Annotated in this window: 20 protein-coding genes; 8 read left to right on the forward strand and 12 right to left on the reverse strand. The window is 64.9% G+C overall.

All coding sequences use genetic code 11. The features are described from left to right. Window positions 1-177: 177 nt before the first annotated feature. From NA12_RS32350 to NA12_RS32385, 11 genes are all read right to left on the reverse strand, one after another. Window positions 178-360, reverse strand: coding sequence for a DUF433 domain-containing protein (locus NA12_RS32350; RefSeq protein ID WP_067460465.1), 183 nt, complete (start codon window positions 358-360; stop codon window positions 178-180). Between the two features lie 165 nt (window positions 361-525). Beyond that, entirely contained in the window at window positions 526-936 is a 411-nt protein-coding gene (locus tag NA12_RS34025) for a hypothetical protein (protein WP_132369740.1), read from the reverse strand. After that, window positions 933-2,114, reverse strand: coding sequence for a polymorphic toxin type 44 domain-containing protein (locus NA12_RS33415; RefSeq protein WP_084473357.1), 1,182 nt, complete (start codon window positions 2,112-2,114; stop codon window positions 933-935). Before NA12_RS33415 ends, NA12_RS34025 begins: the two co-directional genes overlap by 4 nt. Next, a complete protein-coding gene (locus NA12_RS34030; protein WP_132369739.1) occupies window positions 2,111-2,425 on the reverse strand; it encodes a hypothetical protein in 315 nt (104 codons plus the stop codon). The genes NA12_RS33415 and NA12_RS34030 overlap by 4 nt, the downstream gene beginning before the upstream one ends. Before the next feature lie 287 nt (window positions 2,426-2,712). Beyond that, complete coding sequence (locus NA12_RS32355) at window positions 2,713-3,789, reverse strand: ABC transporter ATP-binding protein (RefSeq protein WP_067460468.1); 1,077 nt, start codon at window positions 3,787-3,789, stop codon at window positions 2,713-2,715. 69 nt (window positions 3,790-3,858) lie between these two features. Next, window positions 3,859-5,187 (reverse strand): ABC transporter substrate-binding protein, encoded by a 1,329-nt coding sequence (locus tag NA12_RS32360; RefSeq protein ID WP_084473358.1) that lies wholly within the window; start codon window positions 5,185-5,187, stop codon window positions 3,859-3,861. 21 nt (window positions 5,188-5,208) lie between these two features. Beyond that, window positions 5,209-6,075, reverse strand: a complete 867-nt coding sequence (locus tag NA12_RS32365) for a carbohydrate ABC transporter permease (protein WP_067460471.1) — start codon at window positions 6,073-6,075, stop codon at window positions 5,209-5,211. Further along, window positions 6,072-6,983, reverse strand: a complete 912-nt coding sequence (locus NA12_RS32370; RefSeq protein WP_243654784.1) for a carbohydrate ABC transporter permease — start codon at window positions 6,981-6,983, stop codon at window positions 6,072-6,074. The genes NA12_RS32365 and NA12_RS32370 overlap by 4 nt, the downstream gene beginning before the upstream one ends. A gap of 160 nt (window positions 6,984-7,143) precedes the next feature. Continuing rightward, window positions 7,144-8,037 carry a L,D-transpeptidase gene (locus tag NA12_RS32375; RefSeq protein WP_243654783.1) on the reverse strand — a complete coding sequence of 298 codons (894 nt, stop codon included), beginning with the start codon at window positions 8,035-8,037 and terminating at the stop codon, window positions 7,144-7,146. A 320-nt stretch (window positions 8,038-8,357) separates the two neighbouring features. Continuing rightward, entirely contained in the window at window positions 8,358-9,695 is a 1,338-nt protein-coding gene (locus NA12_RS32380; protein ID WP_067460477.1) for a cytochrome P450, read from the reverse strand. Between the two features lie 8 nt (window positions 9,696-9,703). Continuing rightward, window positions 9,704-10,882 carry a serine hydrolase domain-containing protein gene (locus NA12_RS32385; protein ID WP_067460522.1) on the reverse strand — a complete coding sequence of 393 codons (1,179 nt, stop codon included), beginning with the start codon at window positions 10,880-10,882 and terminating at the stop codon, window positions 9,704-9,706. Window positions 10,883-11,128: 246 nt separating this feature from the next. Between NA12_RS32385 and lppU the strand changes: the two genes are divergently transcribed. Both lppU and NA12_RS32395 read left to right on the forward strand, forming a co-directional pair. After that, entirely contained in the window at window positions 11,129-11,743 is a 615-nt protein-coding gene (gene lppU, locus NA12_RS32390; RefSeq protein WP_067460526.1) for an LppU family putative lipoprotein, read from the forward strand. A 34-nt stretch (window positions 11,744-11,777) separates the two neighbouring features. Continuing rightward, entirely contained in the window at window positions 11,778-13,229 is a 1,452-nt protein-coding gene (locus tag NA12_RS32395) for an MFS transporter (RefSeq protein WP_371856046.1), read from the forward strand. A gap of 58 nt (window positions 13,230-13,287) precedes the next feature. Here the strand turns inward: NA12_RS32395 and NA12_RS32400 are convergent, their stop codons facing one another. Further along, window positions 13,288-13,956, reverse strand: a complete 669-nt coding sequence (locus NA12_RS32400; protein ID WP_067460480.1) for a chymotrypsin family serine protease — start codon at window positions 13,954-13,956, stop codon at window positions 13,288-13,290. Between the two features lie 489 nt (window positions 13,957-14,445). Here NA12_RS32400 and NA12_RS32405 point away from each other — a divergent pair, with 489 nt between their 5' ends. The 6 genes from NA12_RS32405 to NA12_RS32430 are packed head-to-tail and all read left to right on the forward strand — an operon-like array spanning window position 14,446 to window position 20,785. Beyond that, complete coding sequence (locus tag NA12_RS32405; RefSeq protein ID WP_067460483.1) at window positions 14,446-15,300, forward strand: MlaE family ABC transporter permease; 855 nt, start codon at window positions 14,446-14,448, stop codon at window positions 15,298-15,300. Between the two features lie 3 nt (window positions 15,301-15,303). Further along, a complete protein-coding gene (locus tag NA12_RS32410; protein ID WP_067460486.1) occupies window positions 15,304-16,167 on the forward strand; it encodes an MlaE family ABC transporter permease in 864 nt (287 codons plus the stop codon). Between the two features lie 7 nt (window positions 16,168-16,174). Next, the gene (locus tag NA12_RS32415; RefSeq protein ID WP_067460489.1) at window positions 16,175-17,674 is read left to right on the forward strand and encodes an MlaD family protein; all 1,500 of its coding nucleotides are present in this window, start codon (window positions 16,175-16,177) and stop codon (window positions 17,672-17,674) included. Continuing rightward, on the forward strand, window positions 17,671-18,696 hold the full coding sequence (locus NA12_RS32420) for an MCE family protein (RefSeq protein ID WP_067460492.1): 1,026 nt from the start codon (window positions 17,671-17,673) through the stop codon (window positions 18,694-18,696). Before NA12_RS32415 ends, NA12_RS32420 begins: the two co-directional genes overlap by 4 nt. Next, the gene (locus NA12_RS32425; protein ID WP_067460495.1) at window positions 18,693-19,688 is read left to right on the forward strand and encodes an MCE family protein; all 996 of its coding nucleotides are present in this window, start codon (window positions 18,693-18,695) and stop codon (window positions 19,686-19,688) included. The genes NA12_RS32420 and NA12_RS32425 overlap by 4 nt, the downstream gene beginning before the upstream one ends. After that, window positions 19,685-20,785 (forward strand): MlaD family protein, encoded by a 1,101-nt coding sequence (locus NA12_RS32430; RefSeq protein WP_067460498.1) that lies wholly within the window; start codon window positions 19,685-19,687, stop codon window positions 20,783-20,785. Before NA12_RS32425 ends, NA12_RS32430 begins: the two co-directional genes overlap by 4 nt. The last annotated feature ends 1 nt before the right edge of the window (window position 20,786 follow it).

The following is a 20,786-nucleotide window of genomic DNA, read 5'->3' on the forward strand; positions in this document are numbered from 1 at the left end:
CCCCTGGGTGCTCCATACGGGGATCGCACAAGGGGACTTCCGATGACGACATGTCGCGGGGAGAGTCGACCCGCGCGAGCGAGTGTAGGTCGTTGACTTGGTCGATTACATGCTGCTTCAAGATAATTCGAATGATGTCGACCATTGGTCGTGGGACATTTTCGTCGAGGAGCAGTTTCAAGAAGCGACCGCCGGAGTGGGTCGGTCGTCGTAGCTGTCGACGTACTCCGCGAAGTCCGCGGCATCACGCGCGGCTTCGGCGCTGACTGCTGGGTAGTAGTCACAGATCTGCTCGGGTGGCACACCATCGTGGACAAGCGCGGCGACATCCGCGGATGGGACGCGTGTTCCCTCGATCATGTCCTTCGAGCAGTTCGGTGACGACGGTGATCCCGCCTGGTTCGCTGATGGCCTCCCAGGACTCGGGGCGAATCTCCGCACTTCGATACCGAGCTGATATTTGACCTGTGCTCGGGTGGTTCGTGCGCCTCCGGAATCAGCCCTAGCTGGCGATCCAGTTGGGTTCTATACCGGAATCCATGCCGGCCACCACGAGGGAACGTTATCGGGTGGGCAAACCGGAGCAGGATAGTGCCCACCGGGATTATGTCGCCAGGAAAATAGAAACCATATCAACAGAAGTGAAACAAAAATAGCAGCGGCTATACCGCCGAGGCGTGGCCCTGTTTCCGAACCCGCGGTGAATCGCAGAATCGTCGCCCATGCTATGAATGATGTCGCAGCAATCAACGGAAGATAGAATACTATAAGACCTGCGGTATTGAGGCCATTATTTATGCCGACATCACATGTCGCCCATGAATTCAGCAGTAGTAATGCACCCACAACTGCCGTTGTCAAGCTTGCGGTGAGGGCTATCAACCAATCGATGCCGGTGAGTTTTTTTGCCAGATTATTGGATCCCGACTCGGTCATCTCGTTCTCCGGATCTGTGTAATGTTATCCCCGCTCAAGACGCCCGCTTCCATTTGCTGCATTGCTTCTTGGACACCGGTGTGGAACTGCTCTTGGGTCATGTTGGATCCGTATTTATCATAAAGAGCGGCGCCGATGTTCATGCTGATGTCATCGCCGCTATCATTTGTGCCAGTTACTCCATCGCCGAGGTTGGCAAATGAAATTAGCGTAGGTGTATCGAACCCGGAAGCACGTCCTACATACCCGTAGTGGATGTTTGAATAGATATCATACGATACCGCTCTGTCTTGGCTGGGATCCTTGAAATAAAAGTCTTCGCCAGTTTCAAGACCGAATTTCTCCTGCAGTTGCCACTTATGATCCCAGTCGCCTCCTGTTTGTACCAGGTTCATAAATTCGACCTTCGCTGCGATATGACGTGCATCCGGATTTTGCGACGCCAACTCGTACCAGTGGCGACCTTCATTGAGCTCGCTCATGTTGGCCACATCTTTAGACGTTAGATTAGTCATCATTTCGTCATAAATATACTTCTCGGTCTCGGTGAATCGAAACTCGCTAAGTTTCGTATCACCAATGTCCACGAAATTCAGCAAGGGAGGGCGGTCTGCTTTAGCAGGGGATTCGCGTTGGACCAGGCCAGATAAGATTGAGATCTCAGCGCGTGCCGCTGCTGCGACTGTGGAAGCCGTATCCGCAGCATGCTGTAGCGCGGCAAGTAATTCGAGCGAGTACCGCCCAGCTTCTGCCATGAGTTCAAACCCGGCGGTGGTAGCGGCCTGGCTTGTTCCTGTACGGTGTAGCTCCTTTATTTTAGCGTTCGCAGTGACGATACCTCTATCGTCTACTTCGAACCCTTGATCTTCGAATGACCGAGCTTTCGCAGTGGCAGTCGATCCGGCGGCAAATAGTTCTTGGATGCCGTTGGTGAGCACCGTTCGAAGAACGTCTACCTGGTTCGCGATATGACTACCGGCGGTTGTCTCGCTAACTACGCGGGAGGCCGCCGATTCTGCTCCTGCTCCTGACCATGACTCAGCCAGGTCATCTTGCTCGACAAGCATGTCAGACAAATACTGTCGAAATTTTTCGTTGCTATGAGATAGGTCCTGAAAAGTGCGCGCCGGGTTGTCCCAACTCCAGATCTGGCCGATTCGTAGCGAACTCTGGGTCATGCGAGACCGCCCATGGATTTTAGTCGTTCTGCGAAGGTGGTATCGGTAATCTCGTAGTCTTCTTTAGCCCCGGCGGCGATAGTGGCCATCTCTACTTGTCGGGCAGCGGATGAATTGTAAGCTTTGCGAATAGCATTATCCGCCTCACTCATAACGGCATCCAATTCCGTTCCCTCAATCCATATGCCTTCTCTGCCGTCGGCCAAATTCGGCAGTATGGAGTTTTTGCTGAGTAATTTCACCTCTTCTGAAACTCCAGTTAACCACTTAGCCCAAGCCTCTAATGCAATTGAATCTACCTTGAGACTCATCAGATACCCTCCCCGGTAATTTCTGTTTCGCCAGCAGTGTACTTGACCACGTGATGGCACGTTACTATCGCGGCTGGAAGTTACCCATGCTGACTTCGGACCACCGTCACCGAACCTGGCGCCGGGCAGACCCCCGTTCGGCGTGGTTTCAGTTGCGAACCATCAAGCGGTGGCCGTTCTCGTCGAGCTGATCGGCGAATTGGGCAATGTAGGCGGTGACCTCGGTCGTCAATGCGGCAGCGAGCATTCGTCGGGCACCGTCGGGGGCAATCTCATCGAGCAGCGACCTACCGCAGGCGCAGGTCTGTCTCCGCGTCGAAGAAGAAGACCTCGTCGGGCTTGGGGCGTAGGTGCAGGGTTTCGCCGAGGGTGGTGTGGAAGCGGCGGTCGACTCGGACGACGAGTTTGCCGGAGCGGGCGAACCAGTCGGTGCCGGTGCCGTGGGTGTAGACGAAGGATTCGGCGCCGAGTTCCTCGAGGAGTTCGGCGACGACGGTGATCGCGCCGGGTTCGTTGGTGACCGTCCAGGACTCGGGGCGAATGCCGAGTATCACTCGGGGCTCGGAGATCGTGCGGGGCAGTGGGATTCGCAGGTCGTCGAGTACGGCCTCGCCGTCGATCACGGGGGCTTCGAGCAGGTTCATGCCGGGTGAGCCGATGAAGCCGGCGACGAAGGTGTTCACGGGGTTGTCGTAGAGCTCGCGCGGCGAGGCGATCTGCTGCAACGTACCGTCGCGCAGCACCGCGACCCGGTGGCCCATCGTCATCGCCTCGACCTGGTCGTGGGTGACGTAGACCGTGGTGGTGCCCAGTCGTTGCTGCAACGCGGCGATCTGCGAGCGGGTGCTCACCCGCAGCTTCGCGTCCAGGTTGGACAGCGGCTCGTCCATGCAGAACACCTGGGGGCGGCGCACGATGGCGCGGCCCATCGCCACCCGCTGGCGCTGGCCGCCGGAGAGCTTGGCCGGTTTGCGGTCGAGCAGTGGCTCGAGTTCCAGCATGGCGGCGGCTTCGCGCACCCGAATCAGTGTGTCGGACTTCGACATTCCCGCGTTGCGCAGCGCGAAGCCCATGTTCTGCGCGACGGTCATATTGGGGTACAGCGCGTAGCTCTGGAACACCATCGCCACGTCGCGAGCACGCGGTGGGAGTTCGGTGACATCGCGCTCACCGATCCGGATCGTGCCCGACTCGACGGATTCGAGCCCGGCCAGCATCCGCAGGCTCGTCGACTTGCCGCAGCCGGAGGGCCCGACCAGCACGAGGAATTCGCCGTCGGCGATGTCGAGGTCGAGTGCGTCGACGGCGGGGGCGTCGGCGCCGGGATAGCGGTGGGTCACACCGTCGAACTGCACTGTCGCCATGGCGAGTACTCCTGGGAGGGAAAGCGAGACGGGCCGGTGGTCACGATCGACCACCGGCCCGTGGCGGAACTACTTGGGCAGCTTGGGGGTGATCTGCCGGTCGATGATCGTCTGCACATCGGCGGCGACCTTGGCGAGAACCGTGGCCGGATCGGCGTTCTGGAGACCGATCTGCTCGTAGCCGGTGCCGATGATCTGGTCGGCGCCGGGCACGAACACGCGCGCGTAGTCCTGCGACTTCGTCACGGCCAGCTGGTCGATGGCGACCTTGGAGTTCGGGTTCTTCGCCAGGAAGTCGACCTCGCTCGGATCGGTGACCGCCGACTTGCGCACCGGCATGTACCCGGTGTTCTGCGAGAAGTACGCGGTGTTGGCGGCGTTGGTGACGAACTCGATGAACCTGAGCGCGTTCACCTTTCGGGCATCCGAGATCCGCGAGGGCACGGCCAGGCCTGCGCCGCCGGTGGTGACGCCGGGCCCGTTGGGGTGCGGTAGGAACGCGGTGCCGACCTCGAACTTGCCGTCGGCGTTCTTCTTGATGCCCCTGAGGTCGCCGGTGGAGGCGATGGTCGAGGCGGCGACGCCGGTGCCGAAGTCGACCGCGATCTGCGGGCGGATCGCGGCGTACTTCTTGACGTTGATCGAGTCGCGCAGGTAGGTGGCCGCGGCGATCGAGCCGGGATCGGTGAACTTCAGCTTCCACTGATCGGAGTAGGCGCCGCCGAAGGTCCAGTTCGGGCCCTGGAAGGTCCAGCCCAGGTAGTTCTTGGCGTCACCCCAGGCGTGCGCGAACTTGTCGGCGCCGACGAGGGACTGCAGCTTCGGGCCCCACTCGTCGAATTCCTGCCAGGAGTTCGGGCCGCGATCGGGCAGTCCGGCCTTCGCCCAGACGTCCTTGTTGTAGTAGAACAGTGGCGTCGAGCGGGCGTACGGCAGCGCGTAGTGCTTGCCGTCGAACAGGTAGTCGGCGGCGAGCGAGTCGACGTAGTCGCTCAGCTGCACACCCGCCGCGCCGAAGTGCCCGTCGAGCGGTTCGATGGCCTTGCTCAGCGCGTAGTTGAACCACCAGACATCCGAGAGCACCACGACATCGGGCAGGTCGCCGCCGGTGAGCGCGGCGTTGAACTTCTGCGCCACCTCCTCGTAGTTCTTGCCCGCGTCGACGAGGTTCACCTTCAGTTCGGGGTGCTCGGCCTGGAACCGGTTGATCAGCTCCAGTTCGAGTTCCTTGGAGGTGCCGGGGTGGTTGGACCAGAAGGTGATGGTGCTGGCGTCACCGGAATCTCCGGATCCGCCGCCGGTGCCCGCGCACGCGGACAGTGCCGCCGCCGCGGCGACGCCGCCGGTCAGGCCGAGGAAGCCACGGCGACTCAACGCCGGGAATCGTGAGTTGGACACTGGCGAACTCCTGTTCGAGAACTATCCCTTGACCGCACCGGAGGTGAGGCCCTTGATCATGTGACGCTGTAGGGCGAGGAAGACGATGAGGATCGGCAACACGGTGAGCACGGTGCCCGCCATCACCGGCCCCCAGTTGGTGACGCTGGGGTTCTCGGTGTTCTGCAGCAGGGTGAGCCCCACCGGCAGCGTCGCGACCTCGGCGGAATCGGCCATCAGGAACGGCCACAGGTACTCGTTCCATTCGGTGACCAGCGTGACCACCGCGAACGCCACCATCGTCGGCCCCGACATGGGCAGCACCACGCGGATGAGCAGCCGCCACCAGTTCGCGTCGTCCATCCGCGCCGCCTCGATCACCTCGGCGGGCAGCGACAGGAAGTGGTTGCGCATCAGGAAGGTGCCGAAGGCGACGCCGCAGAGCGGAATGATGATGCCCTGAAAGGTATTTCGCCAACCGAGCTGGGCGATGAACGCGTAGTTGGAGATCACCGTGATCTGGTTGGGCACCATCAGCGCCGCGATGATCACCAGGAACACGATGTTCTTGCCGGGGAAGCGCAGGAACACCAGGCCGTACGCGCTGAACACCCCGAGCGCGAACTTCACCACCGACACCACCCCGGTGACGATCAGCGAGTTCCGCAGGAACGTCCAGAACGGCACCGTGGTGGTGGCGTGGCTGTAGTTCTCCGGGTGCCAGCTGTGTGGCCAGTAGACCGCGGGCTGGGTGTAGATGTCGGAGCGGTCCTTGAGCGAAGTGATCACGATCCAGAACAGTGGGACACCCACGATGATCAACACGCACACCATCGCCGCGTAGCCGAGGACGGTGACCGCGCGTTCGCGCCGCCGGTAGGAAAGAGTCTGCGGGCCTATGTGTTTCATCGTTCGCCTCGGTCCATCACGCGCACCTGGATCAACGTGACCACCAGCAGCACCACGAACATGATCGTGGCCACGGTGGCGCCGTAGCCTGCCCGGAAATTGCGGAACGACTCCTCGTACACCTGGAACACCATCGTGGTGGTGCCGTTGCCGAGCGGTCCGCCGCGCGTCATCACATTGATGAGGTCGAAGACCTGCAGCGAGTTCAGCAACACGGTGATCGACAGGAAAAAGGTTGTCGGACGTAGTTGTGGCAGAAGAACTTTCGTGAATCGGGTCCAGCCGCCGGCGCCGTCCATTTCGGCTGCCTCCAGCAATTCGGCGCGCACGCCCTGCAGCGCGGCCAGATAGATCACGAAGGCGTAGCCGAGGTTCTTCCAGATGTAAGTGAGCGTCACCATGAACAGGGCCCATTCTGGGTCCTGATAGAAATCCGGGATATTGTCGACGCCGAGCCGGTGCAGAACGTCTTGTACCAGACCGAAGCTCGGATCGAAGATGAATTGGAAAGCCACGCCGATCGCCGCGCCCGAAATCACGAACGGCGCGAAAATCGCCGAGCGTACTACGTTGCGCCCGAACAGTTTTCGATCGAGCAGCATGGCGAGCGCGAGTCCGAGCGCCATACTCACCACGACGGCCGCCACGGTGAAGATCACCGTATTGCCGACGACCTTCCAAGAGTCGTCGCGCTGCCACCATTCGATGTAGTTGTCGAACCCGACCGAATTCGCCACCGGATCAGCGATATTCCAGTCGGTGAACGAGAGCCGGATATTGTCGGCAAGCGGCCGGTAAACGAACAGCGTGAGCAGCGCCAGGTTGGGCACCACGAGCACTACGAACAGCGCGTAGTCCTGCCACGGACGGCTTCTCCCCGGGAGTACCCGCTCCGGACTCTTTCGCACGGCGGCAGCTTTACGGTGCATGGCGAACCACCGGTTAACCGAGTCCGCCGATTTCCTGAACATCGGGCAGACAGTGCCGATGACAGCGAAAACCCGAACAGTACGACCATTATTGATCGTATTGTTCGGGTTTTGTTCAGCCTGTCAGTTCCCTTGTGCGTCAGTTCCAGTCGCCGAGACCGTCGCCCGCACTGAGGGTTCCGCCCTGGGTGCCGGTGACGACAACGGCGTCGCCGCGATGCGAGTTCTCCAGGAACCACTTCGCGTTCTCGGTGCTCACGTTGAGGCAGCCGTGGCTGGCGTTGGAGTAGCCCTGCTGCCCGACCGACCACGGTGCGGCATGCACGAAGATGCCGCTGTTGGAGATGCGGGTGGCGTATTCGACCTCGAGCTTGTAGCCCTCGGGATCGGTGACCGGCACGCCGTAGGTGGACGAGTCCATGGTCATCTTCTCGAGCCGCTCACCCACGATGTAGGTGCCGTTGGGGGTCTCGTGACCCTTCTTGCCGAGCGAGGTCGGCATCTCGCGCACGACCTCGCCGTTGATCGTCACGACGATCATCTTGGTGGCGTCGTCGACGGTGGCGACGAACGCGTCACCGATGTGGAACGCGCTGGAGGTGCCACCCGCGACCACGGTCACGTTGGTGTTGGCCGGCCAGAACTCGGTGGGCTTCCAGCGGACCTGCTTGCTCGAGGTCCAGTAGAAGTAGCCCGGCGCGTTGGTGCTCGAGGTGACCTTGATGGCCCGCTCGGCGGCCGTGCGGTCCTCGACCGGCTCCTTGAAGGTGATGATGATCGGCTGCGCGACGCCGACGGTCTCGCCGTCGGCGATGTTGATGTTCGGCGGCGCGAAGGGCGCCTGCGGTGCGGCGGGCTCGTTCACCGCGGGCCGGCTGGAACCGGCGCCGAGGTCCGGCAGAGTCGGCTGAGCCAGCGCGGGCACGGCGATCAACGCGCCGGTCGCCGCGATCGCCGCCGACAGCAGCAGGCCCCGGCGGAGCCAGCGCGATTGCCGCGTATTTGCCTCGTAGTGCATAGGTTTCTCGTCCATTCCATCTCTCGTTCCGCGTGCGGCGGCGCGAGATCTACTCAGTGACGCTCGTTCTCAAGTGGCGTAGAGGCCGCAACGGGTCTCCACGGGGTAACGACTTCCCCGACCCAGACCCTCCATTACTACCCGCACCCGGTGACACGGTGCCAGCCGTACACAGCAGTGATAACAGACCGGCAACTATGTGCTCTGGGTCACATAACGTGCTGTTATTCACCGGGTTCCGGCAAATGCCGCGCTCACAGCGGTGAGTCGTCGGCGGTGCGTCCGAGCAGCGGGGAAACACATCGGTGTGACTCTCAAACCTCACGTGAGGCAGATCACCCGGTGCGTGTGAAATGGATCGCTCGATCCGGCGCGGTCGCGAGATTGCGCGGCACGGTGCGTGGTCGCCCGCCGAGTGCCAGCGCGGGATCCAGGGTCAACCGGACCTCGGTCAGCAGCGTCGCGAGCACGATCCGCAGTTCGTAGTCGGCCAGCGTCGCGCCGATGCAGCGCCGATGACCACCGCCGAACGGGGCGAACTCGAACGGCGTGACAGTACGGTCGAGGAAGCGGTCGGGGTGGAACAGGTGCGGGGCAGGCCAGGTGGACGGACTGCTGTGCAGCACGCCGACGGCGAGTCCGATGGTGTCGCCCGCCGCCACGTCGACCCCGAGCCAGCGCAACGGCTCGGTCACCGTGCGCAGCACGATCGGCACCGGTGGATGCAGGCGCAGGGTTTCCCGGCAGACGGCGTCGAGCAGCGGTAGGCGAACCTGTTCGTCCGGGTCGTCGCCCGCGGCGGGCAGCTCGGCGAGCTGGCGAGCGAGCAGGCCGGGTTCGCGGTGCAGGTGGTAGAGCGCCCAGGTGAGCGTGGTCGCGGTGGTCTCGTGGCCCGCGACGAGCAGGGTGCGCAGCTGTTCGCACAGTTCGGCGTCGGTGAGGGCGGTGCCGTCGTCGTAGCGGGTGGCGAGCAGGAGATCGAGTAGGTCACCGTCGGCGGGACCGGTGCGGCGTCGGCGGGCGACGTCAGCGAGGAGCAGGGCGTCGAGCCGCGCCCTGGCCGCGGTGAACCGTTCCCACGGACCGAAACCGCCGATGTCACGGCGCAATACGGGCGCCACCAGGAGCGGGGTGGTGAAAGCGCCGAGGAAATCGGTGACCACACCGCGGTATTCGGCCGCGCGATCGGAATCGGCGCCGAACACCGCGGCGAGGATGACGCGCAAGGTGATGGCGCGCGCGGCCGCGAGCGCGTCGATCCGCGTGCCGAGTCGCCACGGACCGGCCGCGCCGCGATGGATCTCCTCGCGCGTCGCCTCGCGGATCACGGTGCCGAGCAGTCGAACCCGCGCACCGTGCAGCGCGGGCGCCAACAGCGCGCGGTCGGTCCGATGCCGCGTCCCGGAACTGAGGATCAGCGACGCGGCCCCGACCATCGGCTCGATCGGATTGGGCCGGGGCGGCTCGAGCAGCGCCATCGGCGCCCGGAACAACGCGCGTGCGCCCTCGGCCGTTCCGGTGAACAGCACCGGCGGGAACCCGGGAAAGCCGACCGTGAACGGATCACCGCGCCTGGCGCGCCGTCGCAGGTAGCCCTCGAAATCGCGCCCCGCGGCCGCCCCGTGCAGCAGGGACAAGCGCGGCGCGGCGGGCGCGGGGCTCGGCGAACTCATGCCAGGTACTACGTCGCACCCGGCCGAGGGGTTCGATCACCGCGCACCGTCCCCTGCGCGATCGCCGCCAGCTTGGCCAACCGCGCGTCACCGAGCGCCGTGACCGCCCCGCCGAGCCGATTGGTGACGAACGCGATCGACATCCCCAGATCGGGATCGGCATAGGCCCCGGAACCGCCGACACCGTAGTGGCCGAAGGCATTGCGCGGTTGCTGCTTGGTCATCAGGACCGGCCGGTGGTAGCCGAGGGTGAAGCGCAACGGCAGCCCGAGAACATAGTCGCGGCTGCTGGTCTGCTGGGTGCGGTTGATCGTCTCGATCGTCTCCGGCCGCAGGAATCGCACCTCGCCCACCTGCCCGCCGTTGGCGAGCGCCCCGTACATCCTGGCCAGCGCCCGCGCCGAGAACACTCCGTTCCAGCCGGGCATCACCGCGTCGTGCACCCGCGGGTCGCGGACGAGTTCGTCGAAGCTCTCCGGCATGCCCGCCTCGGCCAGACCGCGCGCGGGTCGCACCCACGACAGCACCGACGACGCGGTGTTCCAGCGGATTCCCGGCGGCGCCAGATGCGGAAAGATCTTCGCGATCCGATGCCGCTCGCCCGGCGGCACCTGGAACCAGAACTCGTCGATTCCCAAGGGCTGAGCCACTTCTCGGCGCAATACCGCGGTGAACGAATCGCCGGTGACCCGCTGCACGATCTCGGCGACCAGCCAGCCGAAGGTGATCGCGTGATAGCCCGAGGTTCGGACGCGGCGCGGGTCGGCGGGGCTCTCGGCGAGCGCGGTCACCACCGCGTCGTAGTCGAGAATGCCCTCACGGCCGGGCACCAGCCCGCGCACCCGGTGCAGGCCGGCGCGATGGGACAGCACGTCACGCACGGTGATGTCGTCTTTGCCGTGCGATCCGAACTCGGGCCAGTAGGTGGCCACCGGTTCCTCGTAGTCGATGAGCCCGCGCTCGGCCAGCCGATGCAGCACGGTGGCGGCGACACCCTTTCCGGTGGAGAAGGTGAGCGCGACGTTCTCGCCGGTCCAGCGCTGATCCTTGGCCGCCCAGCCCGCCCAGATGTCGACGACCGGGCGACCGTCGAGGTAGATGGCCAGCGCACCGCCCCCACGGCTGGGCTGGGCGAACATGCCGAAGAAGTGATCCGCCAGCCGGATGAAGCGCGGATCGACCACCATCTGCCGTGGCGCCGCGAAGTCGCCGACCGGTGCTGACACGATGGATACCTCCTGATGCAAGCGATCGGGGGCCCCGTGCCGCACAGGGCGACCGGAATCCCAAGCCTATCGCAGCGCGGACCCGCCGGGCTGGAGTCGACGGGGGTGGCTCCAGTGGTGTATTCACAGTGAGTGTTTGCAGATGTGCATCAGGGCCGACTCAGTTCATCAGCTCGGTCCGCCACGCGATCGGGTACGCCTCGGCGCATCGGACGATTCGTCGGCGCGGTCGCCATCACCGTGACCGCGTTCGTCTCGACCGGGTGCGCGAGCACCATCGACGGCCATGCCCAGCCCGCGATCGACGTCGTCCCCGCGACCAGCACCGCGACGCCGACCACCAAGCCGGGCAAGCCGACCACCGGCAAACCCACCGCGAGCAAGCCCGCGCCGACGTCTAGCAAGGGCGGCAAGACCGACTTCCAGGCCAATGTCGGAGACTGCGTCGCGCTCGGCGGCACGGTCAACGACGCGACCATCGAGAAGGCCGCGTGCGGTAGCCGTTCGTCGAACTACAAGGTCATCGGCAAGGCCAAGACCAGTACCGGCTGCGTCGGCGATCGCGACAACTTCTACGCCGAGACGCTCAACGGCATCGAGACCGGCGCCCTGTGCCTCGACATCGACTGGGTGGTCGGCGGCTGCATCGACGTGGGCGGCGACGAACCCAAGCGCATCGAGTGCAGTGAGCACGGCACCGAACCGGTCAAGGTGATCACGATCAACAAGAACTCCGACAGCGTCGACGACTGCCCCGACATCGCCGACTCCGGCTTCAAGTACGCCGAGCGCCGGGTCGTCGTCTGCGTGCAGAGCCTGTAGTCCCACGAAAGACCTGCGTGGCGGCTAGTTTGGAGTGGTGCCTCAGACGGTTGCGCTGAAGTCGGCCGCGGGCCGGTGGATTCTGCTCGCCACCATCCTCGGCTCCTCGATGGCCTCGCTGGACGCCACCGTCGTCTCCGTCGCGCTGCCCCGGATCGGCGAGTCGCTGCACACCGATGTGGCCGGGTTGCAGTGGACCGTCAACGGTTACACCCTCACGCTGGCCTCCTTCATCCTGCTCGGCGGTTCGCTCGGCGACCGGCTCGGCCGCCGACGCGTCTTCGTCTGGGGGATCATCGGATTCGCGATCACCTCGCTGCTGTGCGCGGCCGCGGTGAACATCGAGATGCTCGTGGCCGCGCGCCTGCTCCAGGGGGTCGCGGGCGCGTTGCTCACGCCGGGGAGCCTGGCGCTGATCTCGGCGTCGATCGATCGGTCCGACCAGGGCAGCGCGATCGGACTGTGGTCCGGTCTGGGCGGGGTGGCCGGTGCCTTCGGGCCGCTGCTCGGCGGTGGCTTGATCGATCTGGTCGGCTGGCGGGCGATCTTCCTGCTCAACGTGCCACTCGCGCTGGTCGTCGCCGTCGTCGCACTGAAACATGTGCCGGAGAGTCGCGATCCGCTGGCGCCGACGCGGATCGACATACCGGGTGCGCTGATCGTCGCCCTCGCGCTCGGGGCCCTCACGCTGGGCCTCATCGATTTCCGAGTGGTGCTGGTGGTGGTCGGGCTCGCCGCGCTGGCCTGTTTCGTGCTGGTGGAACGGCGCAGCCCGAACCCCCTGGTGCCGCCGTCACTGTTCCGGTCGCGGGTGTTCACGGTGGCGAACCTGGTGACCCTGCTCGTGTACGCCGCGCTCGGCGGCGTCTTCTTCCTGCTGGTGCTGCAGTTGCAGTTGGTCGCCGGGTACTCGCCGATGGCGTCGGGCGCCGCGAGCCTGCCGGTCACCCTGCTGATGCTGGTGCTCTCGGCGCCCGCGGGCCGGTGGGCGCAGCGGCACGGGCCGCGAATTCCGATGACGTTCGGTCCGCTGCTGGCCGCGGGCGGGGTGTTCGCGTTGCAGCGGATCGGACCGGGCGCGAACTATCTCACCGATGTGCTGCCCGGCGTGTTCGTCTTCGGGCTCGGGCTTTCGGTGCTGGTAGCGCCACTGACCGGCGCGGTGCTCGCCGCGGTGCGCGAGGGCGAGGCAGGCATCGCGTCCGGGGTGAACAACGCCGTGGCGCGAACGGCCCAGCTGCTCGCCGTGGCGGCGTTGCCGGGGCTGGCCGGGTTGTCCGGCGCGTTCGACGACCCGGTGGCCTTCGCCGCCGGCTTCGACACCGCGATGCGCTGGTGCGCGGTGCTGTTGCTGATCGGCGCGGGCGTCGCGGCGGTGCTGCTGCGCGTGCCGCGTCAGCCCGCTCAGCTCGAACGCGTCGACTGCCTGCCGCACTGCGCGGGCGTCGACGGGCCCGCGCTGGCACCGAAATCATCGGCCGCATAGCGAAAACGGGTCGCGTGGACAACCACGCGACCCGCTGACATCCGGGGAGACGAAGTGGCTAGATCGGGCGGTAACCCGCACCCACGCCACCGCGGGCATTGATATCGGCCATGATCGAGTTCATGTTCGTGCCGACCTCGGGCCCGAAGCAGGCCACGGCCAGGTAGGCGTTGACCATGCCGACCAGCGTCGAACCGACCACCACCGGCGCGCCGGAATCGCCTTCGACCACGCACATCTGTGACCAGGTCTCGGCGCCGGTCGCGAAAATGTCGCCCCAGGTGATGCCGCAGGTGTTGCCGGTGGTCCGGCCTTCCTTGCACACGATCGTCGGGAACTGCGCCGGTCCGCCGACACCGGTGATGGTGACATTGCCGACCCGGTTGACCGGGGTGATCCGGCCCGGCGTGAACTCGATGACCGCGTAGTCGAGTTCGGGGTTGCTGTACGCGAACCGGCCGATCTCGCCGTAGCCCGGATCCACCTCGGCGCTGACCGGCGCGCCCGCGTCGCCGCAGTGACCCGCGGTCAGTCCGACGAGCCTGCCCGCGCCGTCGTATCCCACCGTGGTGACGGTGCATTCGAACGCGTTGTCGATGATGATCCCGGAGCCGCCGCCGATCACCGGGGGGCCTGCTTGCGCGGTGGCCGCGCCGGTGCCGAGTAGCGCTGCACCGAGGGCGAGGGCGAAGGCGGTGTTGGCCACCTTGGCGAGTTTGCTGAACATGTCCCTCCAGATGTCGGAAGTTCGCACAGTAGCAATGCGTTTTGCCTATCGTGCCTGTATTCGGTCCCGGGCGCGCCCATGGACCGGTACGTTCGCCGCCGTGTCGCGCGAATCTTCCCCCGCCGGTTGCCATAGCGATTCCCTATTGAAATCCCGTCTCGGCGCGTCGTTCGTGTTTCTCGCGTGATGTGTTCGGATAATTCGACGAGAACTTCGTTATGAATGACAAATTTCCGCGAAATTCCTTTACCGCGACCGCTGGTACTGGGAAACCATGCAGGAAATGATCTTCGGGCGTAAACCCGCGAGGTCAGGAATTACGGGATGTAGGGTCCGGTATGGCCGGACTCATAGTGGATTCGAACAGTGACCTCTATCTATGACGACGCTCACATGTCAGTGATGTGTTCGGCGCTACTCCGTAGTAAGGTGCGTCAAGCAAACAAGTCGCCGGGGCGTTGAGGGCCCGGCGTCGAGAGGGGTTATGCAGTGCAGTCGACCGAGAGTCCGCCCACACGTTCACGAGTCAGCGAGGCTGTCGACTGGACGAAGGGCCTTTGGGACGACCACCCGAAGAAGTCGCTGGAAACCTTCGGTCGACAGATCACGATGGGTATCGAAGCGATCACGGAGTTGATCGTCGCGATCTTCCGTCGGCGCTTCCCTTTCGACGAGTTCGTTCGTCAGTCCGCGTTCATGGCCAGTGTCGCCGCGGCGCCGACGCTGCTGGTCGCCATCCCGATCGCGGTGATCGTCTCCATTCAGGTCGGCGCGGTCGCGGGCCAGGTCGGTGCCACCTCGTTCATCGGCGCGGCCAACGGCCTCGGCATCATCCAGCAGGGCGCCCCACTCGTCACCGCGCTGATGATCGCGGGCGCCGTCGGCTCGGCCATCTGCGCCGACCTCGGCTCACGCACCATCCGTGAGGAGATCGACGCGATGAAGGTCATGGGCGTCGACCCGCTGCGCCGCCTGGTGGCTCCCCGCCTCGGCAGCGCGATGCTGGTGAGCTTCCTGCTGTGTGGCTTCGTCGTCTTCGTCGGCTTCCTCACCGGCTACATGTTCAACATCTTCGCCCAGGGCGGTACGCCCGGCTCCTACATGAGCACCTTCGCCTCGTTCGCGGTCACCCGCGACCTCGCGGTGGCGCTGTTGAAGTCGGTGCTGTTCGGTCTGATCGCCTCGATCATCGCCTGCGACTGCGGCTTGAACGCACGCGGTGGTCCCGGTGGTGTGGCCAACGCGGTGAACTCCGCGGTGGTCAGCTCCACCGTCATGCTGCTCGGTGTCAACGTGGCGATCACCCAGATCTACGCCGCCGTCTTCCCCCCACAGGTGGTCTGAGCCATGTCATCCACATACGTACCTCCGCTGCTGCGACCGATCCGGTCGCTGCAGAAGGCCAGCAAGGCGCCCGGCGACCTGCTCGCCCGCCTCGGCCACCAGGTCTTCTTCTTCCTGCGTTCGGTCGGGTCCATCCCGCTGGCCTTCAAGCAGTATCCGAAGGAGGTCTGGCGTCTGCTCTCCGACGTCACCTGGGGTAACGGCAATATCGTTGTCGGTGGCGGCACCATCGGCGTCATCCTGATCATCAGCGCCTTCGGCGGGATGACGGTGGCGATCCAGGGCCACACCTCGCTGAACCTGCTCGGATTGAGTCCCATCACCGGTGCGATCTCGGCCTTCGCCACAACCCGCGAGCTCGGCCCGCTGCTGGCGGCCTTGGCCTTCGCGGCCCAGGCGGGCTGTCGATTCACCGCACAGCTGGGCGCCATGCGGATCTCCGAGGAGGTCGACGCGCTCGAATCGATCGCCATCCGCCCGCTGCCCTACCTGGTCAGCACCAGGATGGCGGCCGCGGTGATGGCGATCGTGCCGCTGTACGCCGTTGGTCTGACGACTGCGTACCTGGCCTGCTCGGTCACCGTGCAGTTGATCGGAGGTACCGCGGCAGGCACCTACTCGCACTACTTCTTCCAATTCCTGGTGCCGACGGACGTGCTGTACTCGCTGCTCAAGGTGATCATCTTCGTCATGATCACGACGTTCATCCAGTGCTACTACGGCTTCTTCGCCTCGGGCGGTCCCGAAGGCGTCGGCGTGGCGGCCGGCCGCGCCATCAAGATGTGCATCATCCTGGTGGTGTTCGCGGACCTCGTCATGACATTGGCCATCTGGGGCATCAACCCCGGTATCAGGATCTCGGGGTAAGGGCGCGATGATCATCGATCCGAGTGGGCGCGGGCCCACCATGAAGCAGTTGTACGTGGCGGGTTCCGGCGGTTTGATCGTCTTCGCGATCGTCCTGGGTTTCCTCACCGCCAGGTACCAGGGCTACTTCGTACCCAAGGTCAATGTGGTCGCGAACCTGTCGACCACCGGTGACGGCCTGCCGTCGGATGCCGACGTGAAGTTCCGCGGCGTGCTCGTCGGCGTGGTGAAGAACGTCGAGATCGGCGAGGACGCCGCGCAGAAGGTGAACATCGAGCTCAAGCCCGAGTTCGCCGACGGCATCCCCAACACCGTCACCGCACGCGTGGTGCCCTCCAACCTGTTCGCGGTGACGTCCGTGGAGCTGGTCTACAACGGTGCGAACAGCCAGCACCTGAAAGAGGGCTCACAGATCCCGGAGGACCGCAGCCAGGGCACGATCGCGCTGCAGGACACCCTCACCACGGTGCGCGACATCCTCGACGAGGTCGATCCGGTGCAGTTCGGGCGCGTGCTCGGCACGCTCACCCAGGCACTCGACGGCAGCGGCCGGGTTCCCGGCTCGACCATCCAGCGCCTGGATCACTGGCTGACCACCGTCGCCGACGCGGGCCCGAACCTGGGCGGCATGCTGGACAACTTCTCCGACTCCGCGCACGCGCTCAACCAGTCGGCGCCGGAACTTCTCGACGTGCTCGGCTCCTCGGTGCAGACCGCGAACACCATCGCCACCAAGCGCGAGCAGTTGATCGCGCTGCTGGCCGGTGCGAGCGCCACCACCGACGAGGTGAACGATCTGTTCGCGTCGAATCCCGATGTGGGCAAGGAAGTCACGGTCGGCATGAACGCCACCCTGGGTGCGCTCGCCGCCGACCCCGCGTCGATCACCAGGACCTTCCAGGTCTTCGGTCCCTCGCTGGCCCAGCTCAACACCACCTTCCACGGGGGCCCGAGCGGCAAGCAGATGGTGTGGAACGCCGGCATCACGCTCACGCCGTACCAGCCCAACACCGTCGCCGACTGCCCGCGCTACGGCGATCTGCTCGGACCGAGCTGCTTCACCGCACCGGCCACGGTGTCCCTGCCGCCGCTGCCGGACAACCTGCGTCCGCGCAAGCTCGACTCGGCCGCGGGTCTGCCGCCGCTGGTGTCGATCCCCGGCATGCCCGACATCCCGGGTCTCACCAGTCCCGGCGTCGCGCCGATGCAGACGGCCAACGGCACGGAGGTCAAGCCGTTCCATGGCACGCCGCTCGAGGGCCTCGTGCCGTCGATCCGGATTCCGGGCCTGCCCGGTGCGCTGGGTGGCGCGCCCGCTCCGGCGGCCGCTCCGGCCGCGGCTCCGGCTCCGGCGAGCGCGCCCACCGCGACACCGATCTCCTACTCCGGTGGCGCGGCGATGACTCAGCTGCTCGGTCGCAAGCCGAACGCGTCCGAATATCTGCTGCTCGGTCCGATTTTGAAGGGCGGAACCCTGCAAGTGTCCGAAAACGGGGGTGGCGCATGAGTATCCGCAAGCCACTGATCGGGTTCAGTATCTTCGCGCTCGTCTCACTGCTGGTCACCGTGGTCGTGTGGAACACACTGGCCCGCACGGTCGACGGTGACACCCGCAAGTACACCGCGATCTTCACCGATGTCCTCGGGCTGCGGCCCGGCGACGATGTCCGCATGGCAGGCGTGCGCGTCGGCAAGGTCGAGACGATCGAGCTCGACGGCAAGAACGACGCCAAGGTGTCGTTCATCGTGCAGAGCGACCAGACGCTGTTCAACGACACCAAGGCGCTGGTCAGGTACCAGAACCTGATCGGTCAGCGCTATGTGGCGCTGACCCCGGGCAAGACGCCGAGCCCGAAGGCACTCGAGAGCGGCTCCACCATTCCGCTCGACCGCACCGAGCCCTCGTTCGACATCTCGGCCCTGCTCAACGGGTTCCAGCCGCTCTTCCAGGCGCTCGAACCCGCTGAGGTCAACGCGATGTCGGAGACCCTGATCCAGGCGCTGCAGGGTGACGGAGTCTCGCTGTCGGCGTTCATCGTTCAGGCGGCCCAGCTGGCCACCGATTTCCAGCGTCGCGACGCGATCCTGTCCGACGTGATCACCAACCTGTCCGGTGTGATGGCCGGGTTGGCAAAGCGAGGGGATGAGTTGGAGACCCTGATTACCCAGACCAGGGCGTTGATCGGCGGGCTCTACGACCAGGGTCAGTCGCTGCAGGCGTCGACGGTCTCCCTCGCCGATTCCACGACCGCGCTGGTCTCGATGATGACCAAGATCCAGCCGAAGCTGGCCGCGACCCAGAACTCGACCACCGCGGCGCTGAACCTGCTGCTGGCCAACGGTGCCAAGCTCGACCAGGTCGCGATCGACATGCCGTCCATGCTCGCCGACCTCGGCCGGATGACATCGGAAGGCACCCACGCCAACGCCTACCTCTGTGGTCTGGACATCTCGCTGTACGGGGTTATCTTCCCGCGCGGCCTGGTCAGCCAGATCGGTGGCACCGGCCATTCCGAGGTGTGCAGATGAGCAAGATCAAGTCGGCCTTCGTCGGCAACCGCAACTTCTGGCTCGGAGTGATCGGTGCGCTGTGCATCGTGTTGCTGCTGGTCGGTTCGAGCATCTACCAGTTCATCGGGCTCGGGAAACAGTCCATCGACGCGGAATTCGTGCAGGCCGCGGGCATCAAGACCGGTGACAAGGTCGCGGTCTCGGGTGTGCAGGTCGGCACGGTCTCCGGCGCCAAGATCGAGGGCGATCACGTGGTGATCACCCTCGACGTGGATAGTTCGCTGAAACTCGGTCCCGACGCGCACGCCGCGATCAAGATGGCGACCCTGCTCGGCGCGCGCTACGTCGACCTGCAGCCCGGCGACGGATCGGGTCTGAAGAACAAGACGATCCCGCGTGCCAACACCGACGTGCCGTACAACATCGCCGATGTGGTGCAGGTCGGTACGCCGAAGTTCGAGGCGCTCGACACCAAGAAGCTCGCCGCCTCGCTCAACACCATCAACTCCCAGCTCGGTGATTCGCCGGAGCTGGTGGCCCAGGCGCTCGACAGCGTCGGCGCCGTCGCGAAAGTCGTCGACCAGCGCAAGGGCGAGGTCGACAGTCTGCTCAAGGACCTCAACCGGGTCACGCAGCTGCTCGCCGACAACCGCAACTCGATCCTGCTCGTCATCACCCAGGGCGAGGCCATCGCCAACCGGGTGATGGAACGGCAGAACCTGCTGCGCCAGCTGCTGGACAACGTCGCCACGCTGACCCGTCAGCTGGAGGAGATCGGCGCCCAGAACGGCGACCAGTTCGGCGGCACCATCACCCAGCTCAACACCATGGCCGAGGGTCTGCAGAAGAACAAGGACAATCTCGACAAGCTGCTGCAGATCGGTCAGCCCACCGCGCGCTACTTCAACAACGCGCTCGGCAACGGTAACTACGGTTCGGTCGGCCTGCCGTGGTTGTTCCCCGACAACTGGCTGTGCTTCGTTCAGGTGATCCAGGGGTGCCAAGGATGAAACTGACCAACAAGCTCCGCGTCGCGCGGACCATGATGATCGCCACCACCGCGCTGGCGCTCGGCAGCTGCTCGCTGTTGCCGAGCCAGGTCGACGACGCGCTCGGCCGCTCGACCAAGATCACCGCCGACTTCGAGAACATCGCGGGCATGTACGAGGGCAACGACATCATGGTCCTCGGCCTCGCGGTGGGCAAGGTCGACAAGATCGTGCCCAAGGGCACCTACGTCGAGGTTCACATGACCATCGACGCGGGCACCGAGATCCCGAAGGAAGCGATCGCCGCGATCATCTCGCCCTCGATCGTCACCGACCGCCACATCGAGATCAGCCCGCCCTTCACCGGCGGTGAGACGTTGAAGTCCGGCGATCACCTGCCCAAGGCGCGCACCAGGACACCGGTCGAGCTGGACACGATGATCAAGACCATCGACCAGTTCTCCGCGGCCTTGAAGCCCGAGCCCGGCCAGGAGGGTCTCGGCCCGCTGTCGGGCCGGGTGCTCTACCCGGTGCTCAACGGCAACGGCCAGAAGATCCGCGAGACCCTCGACGCGCTCTCGGGCGCGTTGAAGGTCGGTGTCGACAACAAGGACGCCATCGCCAACATCATCATCAAGCTCAACGAGCTCACGACGATGCTGGCCGACAACGATCAGTCGGTGCGCGACTTCAGCGACCGGGTGACCGCCATGTCGGGGCTGCTCGCCGACCAGGCGCCCGGTCTGCAGGCCACCCTCGATCAGCTCAACCAGTTCCTGGCCAACACCTCGACGACCTTCGCGGGGCATCAGGACGAACTGGCGGCCTCGCTGACCGGTTTGACCAACGTCACCAACCAGCTGCGCGCCAACTCGGGCGCGATGATCGAGATCGTCGACGTGGTGCCGCTGCTCATGCAGAACATCGACGGCGCCATCAACAAGGAAAAGGGCTTCGTCCGCCTGCAAGGGCTGATCGGTACCTTCCTCTCGGGCGAGACGGTCAGTGTTTTCTGCGAACGTATCCAGCTCAAGTCCGATGGTTGCCGCACCGGCAACGTCAAGGACTTCGGTCCTGATTACGGGCTCACCGCCGCACTGCTCGGACTGACGAAATGAA

The sequence above is a fragment of the Nocardia alba NBRC 108234 genome (assembly GCF_001612665.1).
GTDB lineage: Bacteria > Actinomycetota > Actinomycetes > Mycobacteriales > Mycobacteriaceae > Nocardia > Nocardia alba.

Bases quoted from the DNA above. Each gene is read 5' to 3' on its own strand.
- NA12_RS32350 (WP_067460465.1), bottom strand. From the start codon at position 360: ATGATCGAGGGAACACGCGTCCCATCCGCGGATGTCGCCGCGCTTGTC.
- NA12_RS34025 (WP_132369740.1), bottom strand. From the start codon at position 936: ATGACCGAGTCGGGATCCAATAATCTGGCAAAAAAACTCACCGGCATC.
- NA12_RS33415 (WP_084473357.1), bottom strand. From the start codon at position 2,114: ATGACCCAGAGTTCGCTACGAATCGGCCAGATCTGGAGTTGGGACAAC.
- NA12_RS34030 (WP_132369739.1), bottom strand. From the start codon at position 2,425: ATGAGTCTCAAGGTAGATTCAATTGCATTAGAGGCTTGGGCTAAGTGG.
- NA12_RS32355 (WP_067460468.1), bottom strand. From the start codon at position 3,789: ATGGCGACAGTGCAGTTCGACGGTGTGACCCACCGCTATCCCGGCGCC.
- NA12_RS32365 (WP_067460471.1), bottom strand. From the start codon at position 6,075: ATGAAACACATAGGCCCGCAGACTCTTTCCTACCGGCGGCGCGAACGC.
- NA12_RS32375 (WP_243654783.1), bottom strand. From the start codon at position 8,037: ATGGACGAGAAACCTATGCACTACGAGGCAAATACGCGGCAATCGCGC.
- NA12_RS32380 (WP_067460477.1), bottom strand. From the start codon at position 9,695: ATGAGTTCGCCGAGCCCCGCGCCCGCCGCGCCGCGCTTGTCCCTGCTG.
- NA12_RS32385 (WP_067460522.1), bottom strand. From the start codon at position 10,882: ATGGTGGTCGATCCGCGCTTCATCCGGCTGGCGGATCACTTCTTCGGC.
- NA12_RS32400 (WP_067460480.1), bottom strand. From the start codon at position 13,956: ATGTTCAGCAAACTCGCCAAGGTGGCCAACACCGCCTTCGCCCTCGCC.
- NA12_RS32410 (WP_067460486.1), top strand. From the start codon at position 15,304: ATGTCATCCACATACGTACCTCCGCTGCTGCGACCGATCCGGTCGCTG.
- NA12_RS32415 (WP_067460489.1), top strand. From the start codon at position 16,175: ATGATCATCGATCCGAGTGGGCGCGGGCCCACCATGAAGCAGTTGTAC.
- NA12_RS32420 (WP_067460492.1), top strand. From the start codon at position 17,671: ATGAGTATCCGCAAGCCACTGATCGGGTTCAGTATCTTCGCGCTCGTC.
- NA12_RS32425 (WP_067460495.1), top strand. From the start codon at position 18,693: ATGAGCAAGATCAAGTCGGCCTTCGTCGGCAACCGCAACTTCTGGCTC.
- NA12_RS32430 (WP_067460498.1), top strand. From the start codon at position 19,685: ATGAAACTGACCAACAAGCTCCGCGTCGCGCGGACCATGATGATCGCC.